This is a genomic window from Psychrobacter sp. UBA3480 (genome assembly GCF_002377945.1).
Lineage (GTDB): Bacteria > Pseudomonadota > Gammaproteobacteria > Pseudomonadales > Moraxellaceae > Psychrobacter.
The window spans coordinates 21,547-47,320 of the sequence record NZ_DFQV01000001.1; the positions used below are offsets into that span (position 1 = coordinate 21,547).

22 protein-coding genes are annotated in these 25,774 nt (G+C 41.9%); 8 read left to right on the top strand and 14 right to left on the bottom strand.

The window, feature by feature from the left end; genetic code table 11:
• From miaA to B2863_RS00120, 4 genes are all read right to left on the bottom strand, one after another.
• Positions 1 to 1,034: tRNA (adenosine(37)-N6)-dimethylallyltransferase MiaA (gene miaA, locus B2863_RS00105; protein ID WP_296206713.1), on the bottom strand; the 1,034-nt coding region annotated here is incomplete at its 3' end.
• An 82-nt stretch (positions 1,035 to 1,116) separates the two neighbouring features.
• Positions 1,117 to 2,919, bottom strand: a complete 1,803-nt coding sequence (gene mutL / locus B2863_RS00110) for a DNA mismatch repair endonuclease MutL (protein WP_296206714.1) — start codon at positions 2,917 to 2,919, stop codon at positions 1,117 to 1,119.
• 53 nt (positions 2,920 to 2,972) lie between these two features.
• A complete protein-coding gene (gene tsaE / locus B2863_RS00115; protein ID WP_296206715.1) occupies positions 2,973 to 3,503 on the bottom strand; it encodes a tRNA (adenosine(37)-N6)-threonylcarbamoyltransferase complex ATPase subunit type 1 TsaE in 531 nt (176 codons plus the stop codon).
• Positions 3,503 to 4,123, bottom strand: coding sequence for a 6-pyruvoyl trahydropterin synthase family protein (locus B2863_RS00120; RefSeq protein WP_296206716.1), 621 nt, complete (start codon positions 4,121 to 4,123; stop codon positions 3,503 to 3,505). Before B2863_RS00120 ends, tsaE begins: the two co-directional genes overlap by 1 nt.
• Positions 4,124 to 4,480: 357 nt before the next feature.
• Between B2863_RS00120 and B2863_RS00125 the strand changes: the two genes are divergently transcribed.
• Positions 4,481 to 4,606 carry a hypothetical protein gene (locus B2863_RS00125; protein WP_296206717.1) on the top strand — a complete coding sequence of 42 codons (126 nt, stop codon included), beginning with the start codon at positions 4,481 to 4,483 and terminating at the stop codon, positions 4,604 to 4,606.
• Positions 4,607 to 4,864: 258 nt separating this feature from the next.
• Here B2863_RS00125 and B2863_RS00130 read toward each other — a convergent pair whose 3' ends face one another.
• Both B2863_RS00130 and B2863_RS00135 read right to left on the bottom strand, forming a co-directional pair.
• Complete coding sequence (locus tag B2863_RS00130) at positions 4,865 to 5,197, bottom strand: YnfA family protein (RefSeq protein WP_296206718.1); 333 nt, start codon at positions 5,195 to 5,197, stop codon at positions 4,865 to 4,867.
• Positions 5,198 to 5,203: 6 nt separating this feature from the next.
• A complete protein-coding gene (locus tag B2863_RS00135) occupies positions 5,204 to 6,016 on the bottom strand; it encodes a PhzF family phenazine biosynthesis protein (RefSeq protein ID WP_296206719.1) in 813 nt (270 codons plus the stop codon).
• A 348-nt stretch (positions 6,017 to 6,364) separates the two neighbouring features.
• Between B2863_RS00135 and htpX the strand changes: the two genes are divergently transcribed.
• Positions 6,365 to 7,273, top strand: coding sequence for a protease HtpX (gene htpX / locus B2863_RS00140; protein WP_296206720.1), 909 nt, complete (start codon positions 6,365 to 6,367; stop codon positions 7,271 to 7,273).
• Between the two features lie 160 nt (positions 7,274 to 7,433).
• Here the strand turns inward: htpX and B2863_RS00145 are convergent, their stop codons facing one another.
• Positions 7,434 to 9,128 carry an alpha/beta hydrolase-fold protein gene (locus B2863_RS00145; protein WP_101205046.1) on the bottom strand — a complete coding sequence of 565 codons (1,695 nt, stop codon included), beginning with the start codon at positions 9,126 to 9,128 and terminating at the stop codon, positions 7,434 to 7,436.
• A 135-nt stretch (positions 9,129 to 9,263) separates the two neighbouring features.
• Between B2863_RS00145 and B2863_RS00150 the strand changes: the two genes are divergently transcribed.
• Positions 9,264 to 9,920 carry an IS1595 family transposase gene (locus tag B2863_RS00150; protein ID WP_045455674.1) on the top strand — a complete coding sequence of 219 codons (657 nt, stop codon included), beginning with the start codon at positions 9,264 to 9,266 and terminating at the stop codon, positions 9,918 to 9,920.
• 173 nt (positions 9,921 to 10,093) lie between these two features.
• On the opposite strand, the gene B2863_RS00155 is transcribed toward B2863_RS00150, so the two are convergent.
• Together B2863_RS00155 and B2863_RS00160 are read right to left on the bottom strand one after the other, a co-directional pair.
• The gene (locus B2863_RS00155; protein ID WP_114700114.1) at positions 10,094 to 11,368 is read right to left on the bottom strand and encodes a saccharopine dehydrogenase family protein; all 1,275 of its coding nucleotides are present in this window, start codon (positions 11,366 to 11,368) and stop codon (positions 10,094 to 10,096) included.
• Between the two features lie 298 nt (positions 11,369 to 11,666).
• Entirely contained in the window at positions 11,667 to 12,908 is a 1,242-nt protein-coding gene (locus B2863_RS00160) for a carboxynorspermidine decarboxylase (protein WP_296206721.1), read from the bottom strand.
• Between the two features lie 99 nt (positions 12,909 to 13,007).
• On the opposite strand from B2863_RS00160, the gene B2863_RS00165 reads away from it, so the two are divergent.
• Positions 13,008 to 13,673 (top strand): DUF924 family protein, encoded by a 666-nt coding sequence (locus tag B2863_RS00165; RefSeq protein WP_296206722.1) that lies wholly within the window; start codon positions 13,008 to 13,010, stop codon positions 13,671 to 13,673.
• A gap of 136 nt (positions 13,674 to 13,809) precedes the next feature.
• Here the strand turns inward: B2863_RS00165 and B2863_RS00170 are convergent, their stop codons facing one another.
• The 3 genes from B2863_RS00170 to lpxB all read right to left on the bottom strand — a co-directional run bounded on the left by B2863_RS00170 (position 13,810) and on the right by lpxB (position 17,574).
• Entirely contained in the window at positions 13,810 to 15,063 is a 1,254-nt protein-coding gene (locus tag B2863_RS00170) for a CAP domain-containing protein (RefSeq protein ID WP_296206723.1), read from the bottom strand.
• A 293-nt stretch (positions 15,064 to 15,356) separates the two neighbouring features.
• Positions 15,357 to 16,235, bottom strand: coding sequence for a ribonuclease HII (locus B2863_RS00175; protein ID WP_296206724.1), 879 nt, complete (start codon positions 16,233 to 16,235; stop codon positions 15,357 to 15,359).
• A 22-nt stretch (positions 16,236 to 16,257) separates the two neighbouring features.
• Positions 16,258 to 17,574, bottom strand: coding sequence for a lipid-A-disaccharide synthase (gene lpxB / locus B2863_RS00180; RefSeq protein WP_296206725.1), 1,317 nt, complete (start codon positions 17,572 to 17,574; stop codon positions 16,258 to 16,260).
• Positions 17,575 to 18,003: 429 nt separating this feature from the next.
• Here lpxB and B2863_RS00185 point away from each other — a divergent pair, with 429 nt between their 5' ends.
• Positions 18,004 to 19,086, top strand: a complete 1,083-nt coding sequence (locus B2863_RS00185; protein ID WP_296206726.1) for a 3-deoxy-7-phosphoheptulonate synthase — start codon at positions 18,004 to 18,006, stop codon at positions 19,084 to 19,086.
• A 234-nt stretch (positions 19,087 to 19,320) separates the two neighbouring features.
• Here B2863_RS00185 and pepN read toward each other — a convergent pair whose 3' ends face one another.
• Complete coding sequence (gene pepN / locus B2863_RS00190) at positions 19,321 to 21,921, bottom strand: aminopeptidase N (protein ID WP_296206773.1); 2,601 nt, start codon at positions 21,919 to 21,921, stop codon at positions 19,321 to 19,323.
• Between the two features lie 420 nt (positions 21,922 to 22,341).
• On the opposite strand from pepN, the gene B2863_RS00195 reads away from it, so the two are divergent.
• From B2863_RS00195 to B2863_RS00205, 3 genes are all read left to right on the top strand, one after another.
• Positions 22,342 to 22,950 carry a DUF6231 family protein gene (locus B2863_RS00195; RefSeq protein WP_296206727.1) on the top strand — a complete coding sequence of 203 codons (609 nt, stop codon included), beginning with the start codon at positions 22,342 to 22,344 and terminating at the stop codon, positions 22,948 to 22,950.
• A 141-nt stretch (positions 22,951 to 23,091) separates the two neighbouring features.
• On the top strand, positions 23,092 to 23,610 hold the full coding sequence (pal, locus tag B2863_RS00200) for a peptidoglycan-associated lipoprotein Pal (RefSeq protein WP_296206728.1): 519 nt from the start codon (positions 23,092 to 23,094) through the stop codon (positions 23,608 to 23,610).
• Positions 23,611 to 23,812: 202 nt separating this feature from the next.
• Positions 23,813 to 24,628, top strand: coding sequence for a 4'-phosphopantetheinyl transferase family protein (locus B2863_RS00205; protein ID WP_296206729.1), 816 nt, complete (start codon positions 23,813 to 23,815; stop codon positions 24,626 to 24,628).
• A gap of 136 nt (positions 24,629 to 24,764) precedes the next feature.
• Here the strand turns inward: B2863_RS00205 and B2863_RS00210 are convergent, their stop codons facing one another.
• The gene (locus B2863_RS00210; RefSeq protein WP_296206730.1) at positions 24,765 to 25,643 is read right to left on the bottom strand and encodes a hypothetical protein; all 879 of its coding nucleotides are present in this window, start codon (positions 25,641 to 25,643) and stop codon (positions 24,765 to 24,767) included.
• Positions 25,644 to 25,774 lie beyond the last annotated feature (131 nt).

Below are 25,774 nucleotides of genomic sequence, written 5' to 3' on the forward strand. Positions count from 1 at the left end.
AGCCATGTGTACTGACGTTTTGCTAGCTGTCTTGTAGCATATAATGCCTTATTTTGCATTTCCTGACAAGCAAGCGCCTCGGTCTCTTGGTTAGCCATATTTGGTTGAGTAGCTGACTGAGCAACATTATCTGAGATTTCTTTTTCTCCGTTGACAGCTGTATGCTTTCCAAAAGCTTCATAAAATTGAGCTTTATCTAGATGAGTCTCATCAAATATCGGATGCTCAATATGCACCAAGTATTCTAGTACTTGCCTGTAACCCACACAGCGCATCGAAGGCATATTAGGCGTGAGCGGATACTTTTTTAGTAAGTCTATGACTTCAGCCACTAGCCCTTCATTCCACATGATATCTAGACGTTGTTCGATACGATTATGTAGCCATGAACGAACTGGCATTACCGATAGCGCGTGCCACTGCTGCTCTGGGTTGTGGGCTAGGGCTTGCTTTGGCTTGCGCTGCCAGTCACTTATTGGAATATTTGTTTGTAGATAGACTTCCACTGCTCGCGTGATACGCTGAGTATCAGTAGCATTCAAACGCTCATGGCTTATAGGGTCTATACTACCCAAATAATCATATAGAGCGCTAATACCTTCCTCTTGACGCCACTTCTCTACGCGCGCCCGTACGCTGTCATCGCTATCGGGCACAGGAGACAACCCATCGAGTAGCGCCATGTAATACATCATGGTGCCGCCTACTAATAATGGTATCTTGCCATTTCTATGACATTCGTCAATGAGGCGGGCAACGTCACTGACAAACTCAGCCACACTATAGCTTTGCATAGGATCAATGATATCGACCAAATGATGTGGATAACGCGCCAGCTCATCCGCTGTTGGCTTGGCTGTGCCAATATTCATGTCACGATATATCAGTGCTGAGTCCACAGAAATTAATTCAAAACGACCTGTATCGTATAGCTCGTACGCCAGTGACGTCTTGCCGCTAGCAGTTGGTGCCATAAGACAAACCACGCTATTATCCGCCAACTTGTGAGAGATGCTATCAGACGAATGTTGCATAAAGTGGCCTTTCATAATATATGGATAACTCAGATATCAATTGGTTTAATTGCTTTAAGATGTTGTAATTATTTTCAGATATTCAGGATAGCATTAGCTTTACTAAGCGATGGCTATCTATCGTCTTGATAGCATTGTTCATCATTATTTCAGTAAGATCATTCACGAAAACCATTGAATCTTGCACAGACATTTGCGCATTGACCGTTATAAGTTGCTGATTAAACTCAGTAGCACTTTTTGGTAATCTATCTTTTTTGAATACTTGCTGACTAGAGGTAAGTGACTCAAATAACTGGTTTATTTTAGACTGCCAATTTTTAGCACTTATCAGTACACATTGCCCTTGGTGATAAAATAACAGCCAAGGTAGACTTCTATCATCTGTGCTTGAGTCAATACCAACAGTTTCTACATCGTTAATGATATCTAAGCAAATTGGTAAAGATGCAGAGGTAGCTGCTCCATCAGAATAATATGAAGTGCTGTTGTTACTGTTGTTACTGTTGTTACTGTTGTTACTTTGGTCTGAGCGCTCATTGATATAAGATTGCAATGACTCTTGCAATGAAGGATTATCTGAAGATAATTGGTTTGCAGTAGACTGATAAGACTGCTTATTAGATTCTACTTTATTATGCTGCCTTGGGTTATTAGTAAGCTGAATACTTGAGATGGGCACTTCAGAAGAACGACTTAAAGAAGCATCATTATTTGCCCGTTCCGCAGATATGTATTGGCTATCAGCTTCTGGCTTCGGTACAGATTCAGATGCAGACTCAATTCCAAGCCCAAATTTAGTTACATCGATCGTTTTCAACTGCGTACGAACTGTATGGCCTAAGTGCGCCATAATATTATTCAATGGACTGATTTTGATACGTTGTTTAGATGGATGCACATTGATATTTAACCATTGCGTTGGCAAATCAAAATACAGTGCATACCCCATACCTGCTAGCTGCGCACCTTGTGCCAGTTGACGTATTTGATTGCTAATTAACGCTTCTTTTACCAGTCTGCCATTTACATAAATCAGCTTTGGTAAGTCAGATTTTTCATAATGCAATGGCCATAACCAACCACTAATCGCTGCTTGATTAGCATTGCTACTATCATACTCTACAGACGACTGTATCAGACTCGACAAATCTATCGATATTGCTAATGCATTATCTATCAATGCCATACCAGTCGCTTGTTCCAACCGCGGTAGTGGCAAACGACTGTCATTATTACCACTAATACTCGTAGCACTTGCAGATAATGATAGCCGCTGTTTATTGTCATGAAAAAGTGTTAAAGCAACATCGGCACGCGCCAGTGCAACCTCTCGGACGATGGTTTCGATATGACCAAATTCAGTGGCAATAGATTTTAGGTTGCCACGGCGGGCAGGCACGTTAAAATACAAATCTTTTACGACAATCGTGGTACCGCGGTTATGGACAACTGGTAACAGTTTCGGTGTGTCATCTAATACACCAACGACCTGTAATTGACGACCGATACCGCTCTCATCATGACTACTGATTAAGGTCAAACGTGAGACAGCAGCCATCGCCGCTAACGCTTCACCGCGAAAACCCAACGTCGTAATACCATGCAAATTAGCAACGTCAGCAACCTTACTGGTCGCATGTCGGGTAATGGCCATAACCATGTCATCAGGATGAATACCGACCCCATTATCCACTACCTCAATCAGGCCCATACCGCCTTGAGTGATGCGCACCTCAATACTAGTCGCACCAGCATCGATGGCATTTTCCAGCAACTCCTTGACCACCGCTGCTGGACGGGTCACCACCTCACCTGCTGCTAATTGATTAATTAGCAACGGCGATAGTTTTTTAATGCGGGTATTAGGATGATTATCTGGCATTTATAGATGTCATATTTTTGGAAAGTAGCGATTGGTATAATTTAGATATTCGTTTAGATGATAAGTTGCGATAGATCTAAACCCTGCGCTTGACCTGCCTTTGACAACCTCAACTGCACTTGGCGAGCTTCAGTGTCGTTATCATCGCTTACACTTTGAGTCATATCGATGAATAACGTAGGCGGTGGAAGATAGCTATCAGCGCGGCTAGCCCATTCGATAATGACCAATGCTTCAGGCTCACCGAGATACTCGTCAAATCCAATAAAAGACAGTTCTTCTGGATCTTGCAGACGATATAAATCTGCATGATAAACTGGCTTGATCGAACCATCCTTTCGTTGAATACTGTAGGGCTCAACCAAGGTATAAGTTGGACTTTTTACCGCACCTGTATGACCAAGCGCTTGTAACCAGTAACGCGTTAGTGTAGTCTTTCCAGCGCCCAAGTCCCCTGCCAGCCACACGCTACCTGTCAGTGGTAATGTCGCTAATTGCTCAGCCAATGATTGAGTGTCTTGCTCAGAATTGAGTATCAAAGTCTTTAAGAATTTTTCATTTTCTATAGATTGACCATCACACATTAGACTGAACCTGCTTGTACTTGCTCTGTCTGTACCTGCATGGTCACAGTTGGATTGGTAAAGCTTTCACCGCGAATCAGTTTGGCATACAGCTCAGAGTCAGCCCACTCAGCACGAACCTGCTCACTGAATTCGAAGTCTTCTAAGACTAGCTGACCCATTTGATCGTTTGCAACATCATCAGCAAAGCACTGCGCATACCCTGTCGCCGTCTCGTGGGCAATCACTGAGTACACGCTGACATCTGCTTCGCCGTTTTGCATTTGTGTCTGACGTAGTATTTCTTGTGCCCAAAAGAATATCACTCGTGAAAACTGCTCTGCCGATGGTGAAACTGGCAAGCTAATCCAACGTGCACTAAATTTCTTACACGCTGCAATATACTCAGGATCATCTTTGTTCCAAAAACAAATCGCATGATCAAAGCTATCAATAATATCTTTGATAGAAGATTTTAGTAGACCAAAATCATAAACCATTTGCCCATGGTCTAAACGATTAGCTTCTAAAATCAGCTCAATCTGATAGCTATGACCATGAATGGAGTGTTTGCAACGCTCAGAGCTACAGTTGCGAACGATGTGAGCATTTTCGAATTTAAACAGTTTACGTATACGCATAATAGGGTGACCAAAACAGTGAGCACGATGGTGCTAAATGTTAATAAATAAGAGTTTGCCGCGTTTATTCATCGGCTTTTAGCCATTATAGCAAATCGCTATGTATCCGTAAGTAAGCACTTATGAATACCATGATTAATTGAACGAATCAGTTGGCGCATGGCTTGGCTAAAACAATGATTTGGCTAAAGAAAATAAAAGGAATAAATCGTAGGCGAATTGTGCGAGTGCTATCTATTACTAACGCTTAAGCCTATACTCGATTCAATAAGCGACTATGTTAGTCGTCACCATACTTACTTTAAGTCAGCTCAATTGGCTCAACGGGTTGTATGCGTTATCTACAAAGGAGTTACCATGAGCAAAGGTCAAGACAGTAAAAAGAACGTCAAAAAGAAGCCGCTTTTAACAGCTAAAGAAAAAAAAGCCGCCAAACAAGCTAAGAAAGACGGCAATAGTAGCAGTATCCTAGGCAAGCACTAATTTTATATATAGATACTAATCATATAGAACGGTTCATCAAATCTAATCATTTGACGAACCGTTTTTTATTATCTGCTATTTGCTAATTAGGGCGCGTCTTCATTTTAAAAATGGTCATAAAAATGAGATAAATTGCCGTCAAACAAGGAAAATAGTGTCGATAATATCGAGATATTAACCCGCTATTTGACGCGGTTTGGCAAAATTTAGCCATTTTTAGCCCATTTAGATGACCATCGATTGAATTGCAGACATGCCCTAGGCACTACGCGGTGCAAACATAATGATCGCCATGCCAAGTAACGCGACCACAGCACCTATTATGTCCCATGAAGTCGGACGAATACCATCAACAGCCCATAACCATAGTATTGCCATAAAAATATATACACCGCCATAGGCTGCATAAACCCTACCTGCAGCGGTCGGATGTAACGACAGCAGCCAAACAAAAGCGACCAAACTCAGCGCGCCAGGTATCAGCAGCCAGATTGACCTACCCTCTCGCAGCCATAGATAAGGCAAATAACACCCTGCAATCTCAGCCAATGCGGTCAGCGCAAACAGTCCAACGGTCTTCAGTTCTGTCAAACGTATCTACTCCTCAACGGTGATAAATCCAGTCAGATATGGTACGGCATTGCCAGAAATAAGCACTCTATCCCCTGCTACGGTACAGTCAAGCACGCCGCCTCGACTAGATGCTTGATAAGCGACTAATTCATTTTTACCTAAACGCTCTGCCCATAAAGGTGCAAGCCCAGTATGAATCGAACCAGTCACGGGGTCTTCGTCACCGCCATTTTCTGGCCAAAAGTATCTAGAGACAAAATCGTAATTCTGATAACTTTCTGAGGTTGCCTGACAAGTTACCACCACATCATAAGGTGCTAGCTGCTTTAATGTCTCATTATCACGCACAACATTCAATACATCAGATTCAGAATCATAGATGACAAAATATGCTTGAGCATTACGATATACCTCAACAGGAGCAATGGATAGACCTGCCAATAAGCTATCAGGAATCTCATCAATTTTTTTAGGCACTGTATTGGGGAAGTCCATTTGTATCTTGCCTGATTCTGTTTGGACAATGGTAAGTATACCAACTGCTTTGGCTGAAAATTGAATAACCTTTACGTTCGGGTTTTTCTTAAACAGCACGTAAGCAGAGGCTAAGGTCGCATGACCACAGAAGTCAATTTCGGTCAATGGTGAAAACCAACGAATATGATAAACACCTTTATCATCAGGAACGATAAAAGCCGTTTCAGACAAATTATTTTCAGACGCGATAGACTGCATCAAAGCATCAGCTAACCATTCATCTGTGACAATAACTGCAGCGGAATTGCCTTTGAACAAAGTATCCGTAAAGGCATCAATAATGTTTATTTCTAGTCGCATGGGATGTTCTCATTTTTATAATTTTTAAAGATTAATCTTGGTCATTATTATCTTTGGAGAAATCGAAATAAGAAAATCTGACCAAAACTTAATACTTAGATCGATAGGCAATAGTTTCAGTGATGTTGTACTGTAGCTAACCAGTCTTGGCAACGAGCTAATATACCTAGCTCGCTAATTCTCTCAAAAATTCTCGCTATAGCTGGGACAACATGATTATTTTAGCATTTTGACAATATTGAAATAGTATGACACACAAAACCCCAGTAAAATCTATCATAACAAACAAACCTCTTAGATGACCGTTTATCGAGGCCATACCGACATTGTAAATAGGAAGTTAGCATCATGATGCGTATTGGATTATTTTTATTAACCAACTTGGCAGTGATTGTGGTATTTAGCATTGTGTTTGGTATTTTATCGAGGTTTTTTGGAATCGGTGGTGTGCACAGCGCAGGTGGTCTCAACTACATTAGCCTTGCCGTTATGTGTGGTATCTACGGTATGGTCGGCTCGATGGTGTCGCTATTTATATCGAAGTGGATGGCTAAAAGATCCACTGGTACGGTAGTCATAGAATCGCCACGCACCGCTACTGAGCAATGGTTAGTTGATACAGTCGCCAAACAAGCACGAGCCGTAAATATCGGTATGCCTGAGGTTGGTATTTTTAATAATTCGCAGCCAAATGCCTTTGCGACTGGTTGGAATAAAAATAAAGCACTGGTAGCGGTTTCGTCTGGTCTACTACAAAATATGAATCAAGATGAAGTCGAAGCGGTACTGGCGCATGAGATTGGTCATGTGGCTAACGGTGATATGGTAACCCTTGCCCTCATTCAAGGGGTCGTAAATGCCTTTGTAATGTTCTTTGCACGTATTGTAGGCAGTTTCGTTGATCGTACTGTGTTTAAAAATACCAGTGACCGCCCAGGTATTGGTTACTTTATTACGAGTATCGTAATGGATATCTTACTTGGATTTTTGGCATCTGCCATCGTGATGTGGTTCTCACGCTTACGTGAATTCCGTGCGGATCAAATGGGTGCAAAATTGGCCAGCTGCGAAAAAATGATTAGTGCGCTTGATGCGCTTCGTCCTTCTGCACAGCGACCAGATCAAATGCCTGAGAGTATGAAAGCATTTGCGATCTCATCAGGACAAACGCAAGGCTTTAGTATTGCCAACCTATTCCGTTCACACCCAACGCTTGATGACCGTATTGCGGCGTTGAGAGAATATAATCCTAATTAATGACAATCGATTTAAAACCAACTTGCTACTTGTTAGCAGGTTGGTTTTAAAAAAATACTTTATATAGAAAATTAGAAGTTAGAGTATGAATACTCAGTCACTATCATTTTATTTAGTAGTAAAAGGCTAAACATTAGCGCTAGTTTAAATAAAAGAGATATTACTTCTTTTCCTTAGACGGAAAAAGCGATACCAAACCATCTCCTATGATTCCTCGCCAAGCAAAGTAATCATGTCCTGCAGCATACTCTTGATAATGTGTATCGTACCTTTTTGCCAATAAAACGTCTCGCAGATGACGATTGGTTCCCAATATACCGTTGCTACCACTTTTACCACGAGCCGTTTCAAACACGCCTGCGCTCAAAAAGAAACGAACGGGTGCCTTATCCATTTTTATTACCTCAGACGCTACGAAGTGTTTATCTTCTGCTGTCTGATCTTTTGGATGCCACCAGTAAGACCCAGACATAGAGATAACATTGCCAAATATGTCGGGGTGACGTAGTGCGATAGTCGTCGCTGCTAAACCGCCATAACTTGACCCTGCAATGACCGTTCTATCCGTTGGTATCGCTACTGGCAATCGTTTATTTATTTGTGGTACTAACTCATTGGCCAATACATCTGCAAACATTGGGTTGGCAGGTAATTCACGTGCACGGGCATCATTATCAGGATTGCTAATAAACACCGCTGTCACTGGTGGAACCTTACCTTCTGCAATCAAATTATCTAAAATCGTGGGCAATCCAACCGTATCAATATAGGCTTCCGCATCAAAGATATATAACAGCACCGCATCATCTTTACTATTCTCCTTGTTGTTATTAACAGTTGGGGAGTAAATGGTGATATCGCGAGTATTGTCCAATGTACTATTGGTAAATTTAAAGGTAGACAACTCTCCTTTGGGAACCTCTGCCTGTCTTTTTATCCAACGCCTATTTGGTGCGTCTTTTAACGTAATAGTAGATTTGGTTGTGTACTTATCAGTGGCTGAACGTGGCCATGAATGGTGATTATAAGGATCGGCTTGAGCCACGGCTTTTATGGCGACTCTACGAGCAAACTCAGACAGAGGTGGCTCAGGGGTATTGGGAGCAATCTGATAGGATAAGTGCGTGTTGTTTGGCACAATAAAGCTTTTGTACCATGTATCAGAGTCTACCAATCGTTGCAATGCATCATGATTGGTGGACGGGCCACCCATTAACTTGACATTGCGATAGTCTCCTCGCGCTAAAAACGTCATCACAGTGCCCAAAGCTGTGTCTTCAATCAGCGGTGTACCTAATACTTCCACTTCCGCCCAAAAGCGATCTGTACTCTGCCCTTTCTGCAATGACTCAAGTAATGCCGATACTCTGGGGCTGAGTAACGTGTCAGAACTGTCTAGAGAATTTCCTAAAGAACCTTTTAAATCTTGCTCTGCTAAACTAACACGTTGTTCGAGCACTATCTGATAAGCACCTGAGCCAGACAGTCGCCAGGTCTCTGCACAGTTTTCGGCTACTGAATAGAAGTGTTGTTTGCCACTTTTATTATCAATCAAACGGCGCGATACTTTTCCTGTGGCATCGATAACATCTAGCGTCATCATACTTCTATCACTCTCAACATATCCGGTTAGATAATCGCCTGTATCGCAAGGAACGCTAAAATCTAATGACTTATGCTGTGGCTTGATATCAGCGTTTTCCCTGTTGGAATGATTTAAATCGCCTTTCAAGGGACTTTCAATCGTTAGCATCGTTGCCTCCGAACCAAATGCAGGAAATGACGCCGAATATAATAAAAAGGTAAAGCCTGCTATGGCCCATTTCTTCTTAGGAAGAAATCGTATGTATCTCATTCACTACTCCCTCATTTACTCACTGACAAACATCTAATTTCTACCTTTACAGAATGTCTAGCGAATGATACAAAAGTGAAATACTACCTTATTTTTAGGGGCTGTAGTAGATAAGCACTATGCTAGACTACTTTTATGAAGATAACCCGTTGTAAACTAAGTAAAAAAGCACAGCGAAGGCTGTTAGAGTTTTTTACGGCTGAAGTGACTGCTAGAACAGCCGCAGATTTGCTTGATATTCAGCCTAATACTGCTGCACTTTTTTATCATAAAATAAGACTTGTGATAGATTACCATCTCTCATTAGAAGCTGATGAGCTTTTTGATGGTGAGGTCGAATTAGATGAAAGTTACTTTGGCGGTGTACGCAAAGGCAAAAGAGGTCGCGGGGCAGCTGGTAAAACCGCTGTATTTGGTATTCTAAAACGAAACGGTAAGGTTTATACCATTGTCGTAGCAGACACCAAACAGACTACCCTAATGCCTGTTATTAAGCGTAAAATCAAGCCTGACAGCTTTGTTTATACGGATAGCTATCGAAGTTACAATGCATTAGATGTGAGTGAGTTTAAACATTTCAGAGTCAATCACTCTATAGAGTTCATTTGCGGTAAGAACAATCACATCAATGGCATTGAGAACTTCTGGAATCAGTCCAAACGAACACTCAGAAAGTATAATGGGATTAATAAGAAGAACTTCCATTTGTTTTTAAAAGAGTGCGAGTTTAGATTCAACTATGGCTCACCATCTAATCAGCTGAAAACCTTGAGAAAATGGTGTGATATTTAATCCTTATCTACTACAGCCCCTATTTTTAATATAGATGATATTGAAAATCATTATCGTTTGATAATTTATTCTGTATAAATAAATAATGACAATTTATTTTTCCTTTATAAAATAAAAAACCCACCTGACTCAATTAAAGTCAGATGGGCTTTTAGAATAGATATGATGACTAACTAAATATCAAACTCAAGCGCTCTATCACCTTCGCTATCTTTGATACGCGTTGGCAGACCAATCTTGTTTAGTAGATTGATAAATGGCTTGGCATCTAGCTCTTCGACGTTGACCATTTTGCCTGCATCCCATTCGCCAGTAGCGACCAGTATCGCAGCAGCAACAGGTGGCACGCCTGCGGTATAAGAGATACCTTGGCTACCAACTTCATTGTAAGCATCTTTATGATCTGAGACGTTATAGATAAACACTTCAGTCTCAACGCCATTGATCTTGCCTTTGACTTTGTCACCGATACAGGTCTTGCCTGTATAGTTCGGTGCAAGCGAGCTTGGATCTGGTAGTACTGCTTTAACAACTTTCAGTGGTACCACTTCTTGGCCTTCAGCAGTCATCACTGGCTGCTCAGATAGCAATCCTAAGCTCTGTAGGACAGTGAAGACATTGATGTAATGCTCACCAAAGCCCATCCAAAAGCGAATGTTTGGTACATCTAAGTTGGCTGACAGTGAATGCACTTCATCATGACCACTCAGATAGCTATTTTGCACACCCACAACTGGCAAGTCATCCGTACGTTTGACTTCAAACATTTTGTTAGACTGCCACTTGCTGTCTTGCCAAGAGTAAACCGTACCGGTGAACTCACGGAAGTTGATCTCTGGGTCAAAGTTAGTCGCAAAGTATTTGCCATGGCTGCCCGCATTGATATCAATGATATCGATATCAGTCACAGATCCTGCATCCATCATGTCATAGCCAAGACGCGCGTAGGCGTTGACCATACCGGGATCAAATCCTGCACCTAAAATGGCCGTAACATTGTTGTCTGCACAGCGCTCTTTACGTTGCCACTCGTAGTTGTTGTACCAAGGCGGCGTCTCACAAATCTTGCGTGGATCTTCGTGAATAGCCGTATCTATATACGCCGTGCCTGTTTCAATACAAGCTTCTAGTACGGTCATATTGATAAATGCCGAGCCAACATTGATAAGTATTTGTATTTTTGTGTCTTGTATCAGCTGCACGAGTGCTTGGCTGTCCATGGCATCGACCTGATGCGTATGCAAGACCGCAGCTTGCTTAAAGCTGTCTTTTTCTTTTACGCTCTGCGCGATAGCATCGCATTTGTCTTTGGTACGTGAGGCGATATGGATCTCGCCAAGCACATCATTGTGCATCGCACATTTATGCGCGACCACTTGAGCGACACCGCCTGCTCCGATGATCAGTACGTCTTTTTTGTTAGATTTGGCTTGTTGGTTTGTGTTCAATGAACAATCCTCCTTTGTGTCCCTGTCGATACCATTGATTGCGGCTATGCAAAACAGAAACGAGTGAATGATATGCGTGAATTAAAAAGGAAGACCGAGGAAAACCCACGCACCCGTCGGGCAGATACCACTCTAGTATTTGCCCGACGCGATTATAACAATTTTTATTCCCTTATCGGTAAAAAATATGTATAAAAAGTGGAGATATTAAAATGTCTACTAATACAGGTTAAGCCTTTGTTTTTTAATCATTAAAAATACAAAAACCCGACAATAGCATAGTCTTAAAAGCTAAACCTTAAGATAGGCTGGCTTTATATTCCTCATAGTCAAACTCACGCTGGATATCAGTACTGCCATCCAAACGGCGGATCACTATCGCTGGCATATTGACCCCATTGAACCAGTTTTTCTTGACCATCGTATAACCGGCAGCATTACCAAAGGCAATCTTATCGCCTATCTGCAAATTATTCGGTAATGCATACTCACCAAAGATATCACCTGCCAAACAAGAACGACCATAGATAATGGTATGGTCTGCTGACTCAGCATTCGCCTCAGACGGTGCAGCTTCTGCAGGATTGCCAATAGGCGCAATATCGGTAGCTGTATGGTTAATCGCAGCAATCGGTGCTGACTCACGATAGATAAGCAAGTCGAGCATATGTGCTTCAATCGAAGCATCAACGACGGCTAGGTTTTTTTCGTTATGCATGGTATCTAGCACAGTAGTCACCAACGTGCCTGCGCCATGGATGCTTGCTTCACCTGGCTCAAGATACACTTGCACGCCATAGGTTTCGCTAAAGGCTTTCAAACGTGCAGCTAGCTTCTCTAATGGATAATCAGGCGCGATAAAGTGGATACCACCGCCCAAGCTCACCCATTCAAGCTGCGCTAAGATATCACCAAATCTTTCTTCGATATCAGCCAAGCTTTCGCTAAAGGCTTCAAAACTGTCATTTTCACAATTGTTATGAATCATGACGCCAGTGATATCGCCAAGTACTGCTGCGATTTTATCTTTATCGTGCTCGCCAAGACGGCTAAATGGACGCGCAGGATCAGCAATCAAAAATGATGAGTTGCTGGTCTTAGGGTTGAGTCGTAGACCTACAGGTATATTTTGCGCGGCGGCTCGCGCTTTAAAAGCGTTGAGCTGTGAGATTGAGTTAAAGATTATTTTATCCGCATAGTTCAATACTTCAGGGATTTCATCTGCACTATAGGCGACGCTATAAGCGTGCGTTTCTTTTTTGTCGCTGTTACTGGCATCATCGTTATTGCCAAAGGTTTCATAGCCCAATCTGACTTCGTTAAGTGAAGATGAAGTCGTGCCATGCAGATAAGGCTGCATCACATCAAAGACCCCCCATGTGGCGAAGCATTTTAGTGCTAATAATGCTTTTGCACCAGACAGCTCACATAGCCTAGCGATGATTTTCATATTGGCAACGATAGCCGCTTCATCAAGCACGTAGTATGGTGTTGGTGGCAATGTCGCGTTGATAGAATTCTCTAGATTTTTTGCATTCATAATAGATTACCTAATAGACACTCTGCTGTTGGTATCTTGACAGACAGATATAAATATTTGCGCTATAGTAGACTAAATTCATCATAATTAGAATATCTTATGGCACTCTCAACCGATTATTCCAGCTCAGCCAGTCGATACCATTCATCACAATTGGATCCGAAAAACATAGATTTGACTTATCTAGATCCTGATGCGCGTGCCGTGTTGGATTTTTGGTTTGATAAAAACAATGAAGCTTACTGGTTTGAACAAAACGATCGTTTTGATAAGCAGATACAAGATAAGTTTGGCGGCATTTGGGAAGCAGCGAAACAAGGTGAATGTGTCACTTGGCGTATCGCAGAGTCTTCATTGGATGGTAATAGCTCGATAACGGCGTTGGCAGGACGCTTGGCAGAAATTATTGTGCTGGATCAGTTTTCACGCAATTTATGTCGCGGACAAGCAAGTGCATTTGCGCAAGATGGTATGGCATTAGCACTCGCCCAAGAAGCCATTCAACAGCCTTATTTTGATACTCTACCGATGCAATGGCGTAGATTTATTATCATACCGTTTATGCACTCTGAGTCGGCCATGATTCATAAGCGTTATCTACCGCTATTTGAACAACTAGATGATGCAAACACATTGGACTTTGAACATCGTCACAAACAAATCATCGATCAATTCGGGCGATATCCACATCGCAACGAGGTACTAAATCGCGACTCAACCGAAGATGAAAAGAACTTTTTAAAACAGCCTAATTCATCGTTTTAGGCCACATTCCTAGTATTGTACGAAGATAATTAAAGTTATTACACAAAAAATTATTACATAAAAAGAAGGTCTGAATCATATCACTGGTTCAGACCTTCTTTTTTACGATCAATATTTAGAGCGTATTAAATGATTATTAGTAATTTACCTTACCAGTAGTAAACGTAAATGACTGCTGCTCTAATGTTTTATCGTCAACCAAAATATCAAAGCTGACCTTATATTCGCTATTACCATAAAGTCCACAATTACCACCTTTATTACTACCTGATTCACAGCTTTTCAGCGCATCCGTTAATGGCAAAATAAATGCTTCATTCGCTGGCAATGCATAATTCGTACCTTTGTACGGATCATTGTCAGAATCAAGCAGTTGAATCGGCAAATCTATATTACGCTGCACATCTCGGAATTTAACGTTACTCACTTTAACTTTATCAGCGGATGGCATGTTGATATAAACCGGCTGTCCGATAGGATCAGTACGCAAATTGCGCCCAGAGCCTCTGACTGGATTTGGGGTTTCGTTATAAAGTGCAGTGACTGTCCCCGTCACATCTTGACATGGGTACGTAAAAACACCTTCAAGCGTTTTATTTGTCGTGGTTTTTGTCCCTGCAGCATTGCTTACCAAAACATAGCCTTTATTGTTAGCAGCATTTTTACCACTAGGCGTATAGGTAACCATCCCTGTTCCTACTACGCCTGAAGTTGGCAACATTAAAGAGCGTAGATGATAAGGCGCTGACAACAACGACTTTGCCATAGAGCTTGCCACGGCTTCTGTACTCAAAAAATTTCCTGCCGAACTGTAATAGACAGACTGGGCAATGTTTTCAGTGACACCATATTGCGAGTTGCCATAGTCCGCATTGATCAATCGATCTGCCAGATCTAATCCACTGAAAAAAGGATTGTGAGAACCTGTCACACTAGCAATATCGCTAATTTCGTTTTCGAAATGCGCGTTAAAGCTGGTTGGCGAGCTATTGGCAAATACATATTTAATATAATTTGCATGTTGAATAGCAATATCGTCTAATTCTGTATCAACAGATAAACCATTTAGACCACAGCTGGTTCTTGCTAAACTGAACTGATTATTCGCACTTAATGCTGCTTGTACATTATTAACGGCTGACCCATTACCACCAGCGTTAGGAATACCATCGCTTGGCTCGTCACCCTGACTAGTAGGCGTCGCTATAATCGGAGCAGAAGTAATAGGTTCTGACGTGGTTGGCTCGGCAGTTTCATCGCTTTGTGAGTTATCTGGTGTATTAGCAGATGTAGAACTGCTGTCAGAATCACCGCCTCCGCCGCACGCGCTGAGAAATATGGTTAAAAATAGCACTGCCGCAAGATTTTTTTGAGAAGTATAAGAAGTCATCGCTCATCCTATAAAATAATAACCTGTTTGTGAAAAGCAATGAGAATAAAAATCAGTTACAGGGTAGTCAGTGATTGATTTAACAGTGTTTTATTTCAATATAATGTCTATTGTATTACAAGTTATGAACTTTTGCTCATTATTTTGTAAAAAACCTGCTACTCGCTGATTGCAAGTAACAGGTTTCTTTTTAGGTCTATAAATCAACATTATGCTTAAGCTATTTTCGAGGCAAAGATATCATCTATAAAGTACGATTCTTTTGTCTCCGCTATACAGTCACTTTTTCATAGCTACTGTATTTCTAACGCTTTTCTTACTGGTGCAAAACTACGTCTATGCGTTGGCAAGACACCATATTTTTCGATTGCTTCCATGTGCGCGCGCGTCGGATAGCCTTTGTGTTTGGCAATACCATATTCCGGATATTGAGCATCCAGTGTATACATCGATTCATCACGACTTACTTTTGCTAATATACTGGCCGCTGCAATACTAGTATGACGCGCATCGCCTTTTACCCATGCTTGACAATCAATCGCAGATGGCGCCACCTCTAACTTTTTAAAGCTATCATAGTTCAAATCAGGACAACGATTTCCATCAAACAGTACTTCTATTTTTAATTGATCGAGCGACGTGCTTTTATCATTTCTAGTGGTCGAGAATTTTTTAAAAATCACTTCTAGCAATGATTCAGTACATAAGCGCATGCCAAGCATCGTTGCTTGCAAGATATTCACCTGGTCGATCACTGCTGCTGGTATATCAGCGATGATATAACCGATAGCATGCTGCTGAACCAATGGATAAAGGATATCGCGCTTTTTTTCACTCAGTTGTTTGGAGTCTGTCAGTATCGACAACGGCGTGTCTTTAAGCGGTTGTTCCTCAATCAAACCTGACCAAGTCGCAGGTAATATTGCCGCCGCCACATTGACACTACCTAGTAATGGCCCACGTCCTGCTTCATCAACGCCGATTTGTAGCATTGATTGCGCTGCATCTTGGTTATCATTAGACAGATATTGAGTGAGCAGTTCAGCGGTATTCATGTTCCCATATAAGTGTATGGGCGCTGCTAACTGAATATATTTTCCTTTGACATCAATATGCTCGATATTAATATCAATTATTTGAACTGAGCTTTCTGTATGTTGGTTGATATGCATAATATTAGGAGGTCTTTCTCGTTTAATTAGGATTAATAGTATCGGTATTTTGGATAAACCACTGTTCAATCACGCTGTTTGAAGGCTCATGGTTACTTTGCTGTTGTAGCGACTGCTTTGTCACTAGTAAGTCGTGTAATTGCTCGGCATAAGCGCGTGGTTGCAGCAATCGCATCACGGTACGGCATATATTGTCACCGCTTGCTTGCTCTTGAATCAGCTCAGGTACAATCGGTGCATTAGCCAATATATTAGGCAATGCCACATATGGTACTTTTACCAGACGCTTGGCAATTTGGTAAGTCAGCTGATTTAATTGATAGACTACTACCATCGGCCGTTCAAGCAGCATTGCCTCCAGCGTTGCTGTCCCAGATGCCAGCATCACGATATCTGATGCCGCCATGGCATGTTGGCTAAATTCTGGCTGGGTATCATCGTAAACCACCACAATTGCTTCACGTAGCTGTTCTGAGCGTTGGTCGATCACTTCTTGTACTATATATTGATGGTTTTGATCGACCGTTGGAATGATAAAGCATAGCTTAGGATCTAACAGGATTAACTTTTGGATACCATCAAGCATCAATGGCAGAATAGCTGTAATTTCACCGCGCCTAGAACCTGGCATTACACAAATAAGCTGACTTACATCATCGAAGCGTTCAATAAAAAACTGCTGCAACCCATCGTTGTCCCAAACGAGCTCACTGCGACGTTGGTTGATTGGCGTATCGATCAGATTCTGATCAATGGTTCGTAGTAATGGATGACCCACACAGATCGCTGGATGGTTATGTCGCTCATAAACTGGCAACTCAAACGGGAATAGACATAGCACCAAATTGGTCGCCGCTTTAATATTATGGATACGTGACTCACGCCACGCCCAAATAGAAGGACTGACGTACTGCACACAGAATACGCCTTGGGGCTTTAGTTTTTTGGATACTCGCAAATTAAAGTCAGGCGCATCAATACCGACGAACCAATCAATATTGGCAGCCTTAAATGCGCTCAGTAGCTCGCGGCGCGCTTTGAGCAAATCTGGTAGCTGCGACATGACTTCTACTAGGCCCATTACTGCCAAGCGCTCCAACGGAAAAATACTCTGTAGCCCTTGCGCTTGCATCTTTGTACCGCCTACGCCTACCCAGACAATATCATCACGTAGATTATTCATTTGCCGCATAAAATCTGCGCCTAAGCTGTCACCAGATACCTCACCTGCGACGATGCCTATCACTAGCGGCGTAGCATTTATATTTGGTACTTGAGAATCCGTCTCGGCTTGATGAATGAGGTCAGTATGGTGATGAGACGTAGCAGAATCTGTCATGACAAGCTCTCGATATTAGAAATACACAAAATAAAATAAACCGTTATTATAAAATATAACGTAATAAATCAGCGATACGACCTCACGGATAATGTGCGCACTCATCCGTACTGTTTTAATGACACAGTTTGGGCCACCCATCGCTGATGTTGCTATCATACTTGACGATGATACAAATAGCGAAATTCACACATAAAATCTGAGCGTTATGCACCAAAAACTCAACCAACTCTTATTAATAGATAGAAAAACCAAATGCTAAACGTGCATTTAGAACGTCAAATATCATGCTAAGTCTCTATAAGTATAACTAAGTTTTAGTTTTCTCATTCCAGTTATCAGTCAATTAACTGCTCGACTACCCTTGTCAACCAACACTTTTGTCCGCATAATGAATGTTCCTATAAATCAGCTAGACGATATATAACCATGACAACATCAGTTACCCATAATGCAGATATTGACGACGTGAATATTGAAAAATTTATTCCTTTGATTACTCCCGCCGAGCTAAAAGCCGAGCTGCCTCTGTCAGACGACGCGTATAACACCGTACTAAAAGGTCGTAATACTATTCAAGATATCTTGGATGGTAAAGACAAGCGTTTGTTTGTGGTCATTGGCCCTTGCTCTATTCACGATATCAAAGCCGCTCACGAATATGCCGATCGTTTAGCCGTATTGGCAAAAGAAATCGAAGACAGTGTATTTGTGGTCATGCGTGTTTATTTCGAAAAACCTCGTACGACGGTTGGCTGGAAAGGCATGATCAACGACCCTGACATGAATGACAGCTTTGATATAGAAAAAGGCTTGCGCACGGCTCGTAAATTGCTACTTGATTTGAATGAAAAAGGTCTACCTTGCGCGACCGAAGCACTTGATCCAAATACGCCGCAGTACATCCAGGATCTAATCAGCTGGTCAGCCATTGGTGCACGTACCACTGAGAGCCAAACGCATCGCGAAATGAGCTCTGGTTTATCATGCCCAGTTGGCTTTAAGAACGGTACTGATGGTGGTATGACAGTTGCTGTAAATGCCATGCAAGCGGTTAAAGAAGGTCATAGTTTCTTAGGTCTATCGTCAGATGGTAAAGTCTCTATCATCAAATCTAAAGGTAATCCTTACGCGCACGTGGTACTTCGTGGTGGTAACGGTAAACCTAACTATGATGAAACTGCGGTAGCCCAAGTTGAAAATGAACTAGCAAAAGGCAAAACCAATAGCAAGATTATGATTGACTCAAGTCATGCTAACTCAGGTAAAGACCCTTACCTACAACCGATGGTTATCAAAAACGTTGCCGAACAAATTCAAAATGGCAATAAATCGATTATCGGTATGATGATCGAGAGTCACTTAAAAGGCGGCAATCAAAAATTGACTGCTGATTTAAGCCAGCTTGAGTACGGCAAATCGATCACCGATGGTTGCCTAGATTGGGATAGCACCGTCACAGCATTACGTGACTTACGTGATATGGTAAAAAAGGTGCTACCAAATCGCTAATCGCTATCCGCGATAATTTATCGTCGAGCAAGCAATAAAAAGCCCCTTTCGTACTAATACGAAAGGGGCTTTTTATTTCTGAACGTTTTATAAGAAATACTGTATTTTAAAACTTGGTTAGCAATGACCATCAACGATACGTATCTAACTGATTGGTCAGAGCTAGCCTTATCTTGATATTAGTGCTTCTCTAAAATTGATACTGTATCTTAACCAATATTGCACTGCTCTCAATTAACTATTTGCAGCACCTAGTACACTCTCTAAGCTTTCGAGCACATGCTTAGATGAGACATTCTTTTGTAAATCTATCAGCTGCTCGTGCGCCATTTGACGACGAGGCTCAGCCAACGTATTCCAGCGGGCGAGTACTTGCAGTAAGCGTGAGGCTAACACAGGATTGGCATCATCTAATTTTTGAATCACGCCTGTATACATCTCTAGACCTTCTGCCGTCCAGAGTACCGTCGGTTGTGAGCTAAAAGCACTGATAACTGAACGGACACGGTTAGGGGTATTCCAATCAAAGTCCGTATGCGTCAGTAGCGACTTAACCATATCAGGCGTCACATCGTCAGCGGCAGCTTGTACACTGAACCACAAATCGACAACCAGATCATTTGCTTGGAAACGATCATAGAAGTCTGCTAAGTACTTATCTGCATCTACCAGCTGATGATTGACCATGGCCTTCAATGCACCAAAGCGCTCAGTCATACAGCTCGCATTATCATACTGCTGCTGTGCCCAGTCTGCTGCATCATCCACATTGGCAGTCAATGCCATATCGAGTACGACATTACGCAGCGCACGAATGCCTCGAGCTTCAGCGCTATCCTCATAAGACTGCATTGGCAAGTTATTGTACAGCTCAGCCCATTGATCTTTTAACTTATCAGCAACTTGCTTGTATAGCCCATCGCGCTGCTCTTTAACCAGCGCTGGATCGTAGTCTTTAGAAATAGCAGAAGCCAACTCTTGCGCTGATGGAATATCAAGCAACCGTGCCGCTAGCATCGCATCGTCAGCCGCTAAGACAGGCAACGTTTGCGCCAATGCTTCTAGGTATACATCAGGGCTGCTCTTCGTACCTTGTCCTTGCAGCAAAATACGATTTACCAGCATTTGAGTAACTTGCCAGCGGTTAAATCCATTGGTTTCGTGCTTAAGCAAAAATGCTAAGTCTGCATCTTGGTAGTCATAGTTAAGCTGTACTGGCGCACTAAAATCGCGCAGTAATGACACAACAGGCTCGCTCGCAACATTTTCAAAGACAAAGGTTTGCGTCGCCTCGTCAAGCAATAACATACGCTCAGCGACGATAGCGCCTGAGTCTTTATCAAACAATGCGGTTGCTACAGGTATCGGCAATGGTTTTGGTGCATCAAAGCCTTTGACATGGCGTGTTTGCTGATTCAAAGTAATAGTCAGCGTCTGTGCTGCGCTATCATAGGTTTGAGAACCCGATACCACTGGCGTACCAGGCTGACGATACCAATCAATGAAATTCTCGATTTTGTCATCAGTGATACTCAGCGCTGATAAAAAGTCCTCAACTGTTACCGCTTGTCCATCATAGCGACGGAAATACTCATCTGTTCCTTTGCGGAAATCATCTGGCCCTAACGTATTGGCAATCATACGCACAATTTCAGCGCCTTTCTCATAGACAGTCGTTGTATAAAAATTATTAATCTCAACGAAGCTCTCAGGACGTACTGGGTGCGCTAATGGACCTGCATCTTCGCTGAATTGATGGGCACGCAAGGTCGCTACGTCATCAATACGCTGTACCGCGCTTGACTGTTGGTCTGCTGAGAATGACTGATCACGGTAAACGGTAAAGCCTTCTTTCAAACACAGCTGGAACCAATCACGGCAAGTAATACGATTGCCTGTCCAATTATGAAAATACTCATGAGCGATAATGGCTTTTACGCTAAAACTACGAGCATCGGTGGTCGTCTCAGGGCTAGATAACACACAAGCGGTGTTAAAAATATTCAAACCTTTATTTTCCATTGCACCCATATTGAATTGGCTGACCGCCACAATCATATAGCGATCTAGATCGTAGGCTCGCCCGTAATTGACCTCATCCCATTTCATCGCATCTTTTAGGGCTTGCATACCGACATCACATTTATCGATATCAGCAGACTTGGCATACAACTCAAGCAATACTTCTCGACCTTCGCTAGTCGTATAAGAATCTGTCAATACATCTAAATCGGCTACCACACAGGCAAATAGATAGCTTGGCTTATTGGTTGGATCGTGCCAGATGGCATAATGGCGGTCTGGTGCATCGGCCACTTCGCCTGCTTCGACTAAGTTACCATTGGCCAACAACGTCGGATAGCGCTTATCTGCTTCAAGTCGCGTGGTAAATATCGCCAACACATCAGGGCGATCAGGATAAAAAGTAATCTTACGGAAACCTTCTGGCTCGCACTGAGTCACAAACATCGTGTCGTCGCCACTGCCCGCCATATATAAACCTTCAAGCGCCGTATTGGTCTGTGGGCAGATACGCACCTGAATATCTAAAGTAGCTCGCTCAGGGGCATTATAAATCGTCAGCTTACCTGTTTCCTGCTGATAATCCTCAGTGGTCAGTGCCTTACCGTTCATCGTAATCGTTAGCAACTCTAACGACTCACCAAATAAGACAATATCCCCTGCCGTTTGACGTACCATCTCAAGCGTACTGTCTACCTGCGCGTAGTCTCCAAACAGTTTGATATCTAAATGTACCGTATCGACATCAAAACTTGGTTTGGTATAGTCTTTTAAGTTAATCTTACTTGGCGCATGGGGCGGCACATCTGGCATTTCAGGATTGATGATTTGTGCATCAGTTTCAGCAGTAGACATATGGTGTCCTATTATTATCAGTGATTTGGTTATAAGTTATTTTTACTGGGAATGAGTAATATCATTTCGCTATTTACAGAAGACTCTAGTGCAAATAAAGACTTTGCCTTCAGGCTAACTACACCAGCTAAGCACTTAGTAAACTAAGCACATAGACAAAGCTTTGCAATGATTAAGCTAATTTTTATTACTAAATTGGTTTTCTTGTTAAGCTTATAGCTAGATTGACCTAAATCGCCAAATTTCAAGTATGTAAAGTAAGATATCGTCGGTTCAAGATGATTTAAATATGAAACATACGTTATCAATTGGATAATGTTGTTGAAAATGATTTAATAGTCGTACTGATGACCAATCATTTAACTAACGGCTTATTATATGACAAAAAATACGGTGAAACGCGCAGACATTACCCTACCTTTACTTATAGAGTATGTTGACGCGCTACTACCTTCATTGACGACTCAGACAGAACTGTCACCTGAGCATAGCAAAGATAATAGTGAAGCATTATGGGTAATACATAACCATGCGGATTTATTAGCACTACAAGCACAACTTGACGATACTACATCTACTAATGAGAACACTGAATCGAAGCTGAACGCACGACACTTATCAACGTTATCAGATCTTGCTAAACAGCATGTACCTGATCGTTATGAGCTTGCTTGCTTTTGGCTACCCACCTTGTCAGAAGAGCTAACTCAGCATTATGTACCGCTACTCATGCGCTACCGTGACCTGTATGCCGCGCACTTGCTTATTGCATTGGACAGCTCGATAGACCTAAAACCTTACGGCTTTACGCCATTTGATATATTGAATGAGCCATCTCTAAATATTGATGACATTCAATCTATTAACTCATCAACCGTTACTGCGACGCTTTGGCAATTTAATCTATATGACTACAAACAACTGCCGAATTGGCTCAATGCTGATTACTGGGCTAACCCTGAAAACTGGGGCAAGCACCGCTGGTAATATACTCAATTTTATCTATCGTAATTTACAGTAAAAATACTTACATAAATTAACATTTAGTATATTATAGATAGAGATTGCCTAAGTTTTATCGGAAGCAGTTTAAAAAAACAAATTTAATTAAAATTTTAGGAGCTCGTCATGTCAATCAGTTTTTCTAAGATCGCTGTTCTTGCTTTATTATCAAGCGCTGTTGCACTGACCACTGGTTGTGCTACCAAGCGCACTACTTCAGAAGTTGTGGTTGCCCCGCTAGGTATCCCAGGTGGACAAGTTGGCTATAATGGTGCGGTTATCGTTGATAACTCAAACGCTGTCATCACGGGCGCTGAGAATATTCAAGCAGTGGTCTACTTTGCCTTTGATAGCAGCGAAATTACTGCTCAATCAGCGAGCGTCCTTAACCAACACGTAAGCCTGCTAAATTCAAACCCAGCAGCGACTGTCGTTATCGCAGGTCACACTGATGAGCGCGGTAGCCGTGAATACAACATGGCACTAGGTGAGCGACGCGCACAAGCTGCCCGTAACTACCTTGCTGCTCAAGGTGTCACTGCAAACAACATCCGTGTCATTAGCTATGGCGAAGAGCGCCCTGCAGCAGCTGGCAACACTGAAGACGCGTATGCACAAAACCGTCGTGCTGAGCTGTCTTACTAAATTGTGATTTAGCGTTATTTATAGCGTTCGATAGTTTAATAAAAGCCCAGCAAGAGTATATTGCTGGGCTTTTTGGATTTTTAGTAGGTTAATTAGATATAAACTATTTAAATATAGCTTTTGTATGACTATCTATGTATCAAATACATAGCGTTCAGACTTACTCAATTCTATGATAATCGTTTTTGATGACTATTAATATATGCCGAATTCTAACCTTACCCAAATACAGTACACTCAACTCGACACCACGACATGGTGTGTGACTGCTCAAGTGAGTGAGTCAGTAAGTCATTCAGTCACTGGAAGCTTGTGGAAAAAGTCATTATGGTTATCATCATGCAATACGTCGTGTAAAGACATCACTAAGTTCAATAGCCTAAATTGGTACTATCAGGTGGCGACAGCAGCACCTAGACACTTAGTACCTGCTCTAGCACGTAAACAGCGTCAGCAGCAGCGGCAAGGCGTCAGGCAACTATTGCAAGAGCTGCTCAAAAAATTAGAAATAGATGACACCTTGGATGAGTCAAGCTTTCCCTATCGGCTCATCAACAGTCAGTATTACGTATGCTTTAGCCATACAGGAGCTAGTAGTTCAAAGCAAACTACAGAATCGAATCAGACAAATTTTACACATTTACACAGCAAAATAGCTGTCGTTATCAGTCGCCAGCGTCCTGCTGGTATCGATATAGAGACCCATAATATTGCATGGCATGTAGTCAAACGTTTCTATTCAAAGAGCGAGTTAGCTATTTTACAGGAGCTATCTACAGATCAGCGAGAACGCACTGCCAAACTGTTATGGCAAATAAAAGAAAGCTTTATCAAAGTCAACCAATATACATTAGCTCAAGGTCTGGGTATGGATTACTCTCACCTTATTCCTAGCTTGATTGAAAATAAAAAAGAGGTTAACTCTGCTTCTATACTCAGTGATAGTAAGGATGCGGACTACCAATCTGTTTATCGTATTGCCACGTTACGATCTCAGCAAACTGTCATCATTTTTTGAGCAGAGTTTTCTAAGTAAAGTTCAAATCTGACTTTTAGCATATCTTTCAATACTCTATTTTAAGCATAAAAAAACGACCCTAAAAAGGATCGTTTTTTTGTTTTCTACTAATGACAGTATTTAAACTGTGATTAGACTAGAAACGGTAAGTTGCGCCAACTTTAACGATTGGCAACCACTCTAACCAATCTTTATCTTCTAGCTCTTGCTCAGCAAGTTTAGCAACTTGACCCGCATTAAGACCAGAAGGTATATCAGTAACACCGTTAGAAACTCTCACAACATTTTCTGGGTCAGTTGCATTTACAGTAGCATTAGTTTTACCCATGTAAGCTGCGCCAATTTCACCAAATAGACCGAAGTTGTTTGTGATGTTCGGACGGAAACCGATAGTAGCGTAAGGAGCTAGCTTGTTACGATGCTCCATAGTACCTTGTAAAGTACCTACATCATCTGCGTTGTATGACACATCATTAATTTTGTAAGTACCGCCTTTAGAGTTAGCAGTTACATCAAAATCGTTGTCTGGAACGATGATACCAGCACCAACTGTGAACCAGTTACCAGTAGGACGTAATTGTACACCTAGGTATGGGTTACTAAAGTCAGCATCTACATCATAGTTTACGTCGTCTGCATCGAAATCACCGCCGAAAAGGTCAGCTACATCGCCACCTGCCCAACCAGCTTGTAGTTCAGTTTTCTCATTCATTGACCAACCGATGTTCGCACCATAACCTAGAGTACCAACTTCAGCGCTAACTGATGCTGGGTTTACTACTTTATTAAAGAAACCTTTAGTGCCACCAACAACAGCGCCAGTAGTGTTGCTTACTACACCAGCGTCAGCATTGTATGCATAAGAAGCAGGTTCTGCTTGATAAGCAACTGCAACTGGCTCAGCTTCATATGCGACTGCAGCATTGTTATCAACAACGATAACTGGCTCAGCAGCTAATGCAGCAGTTGATGCTAGAACAGCAGCAGAGATTGCCGTCAATTTAATAAATTTCATAATTATTCTCCTAAAGTGTGAAATAAACCCGCCCATAAAAAACGATGATTGTGCTTTTGTTAAACCATCATTTTGTTGAGGTGATTAAAACAATTCTGACTTGAAAAGTCACCCCTACTGATGCTGTTTTT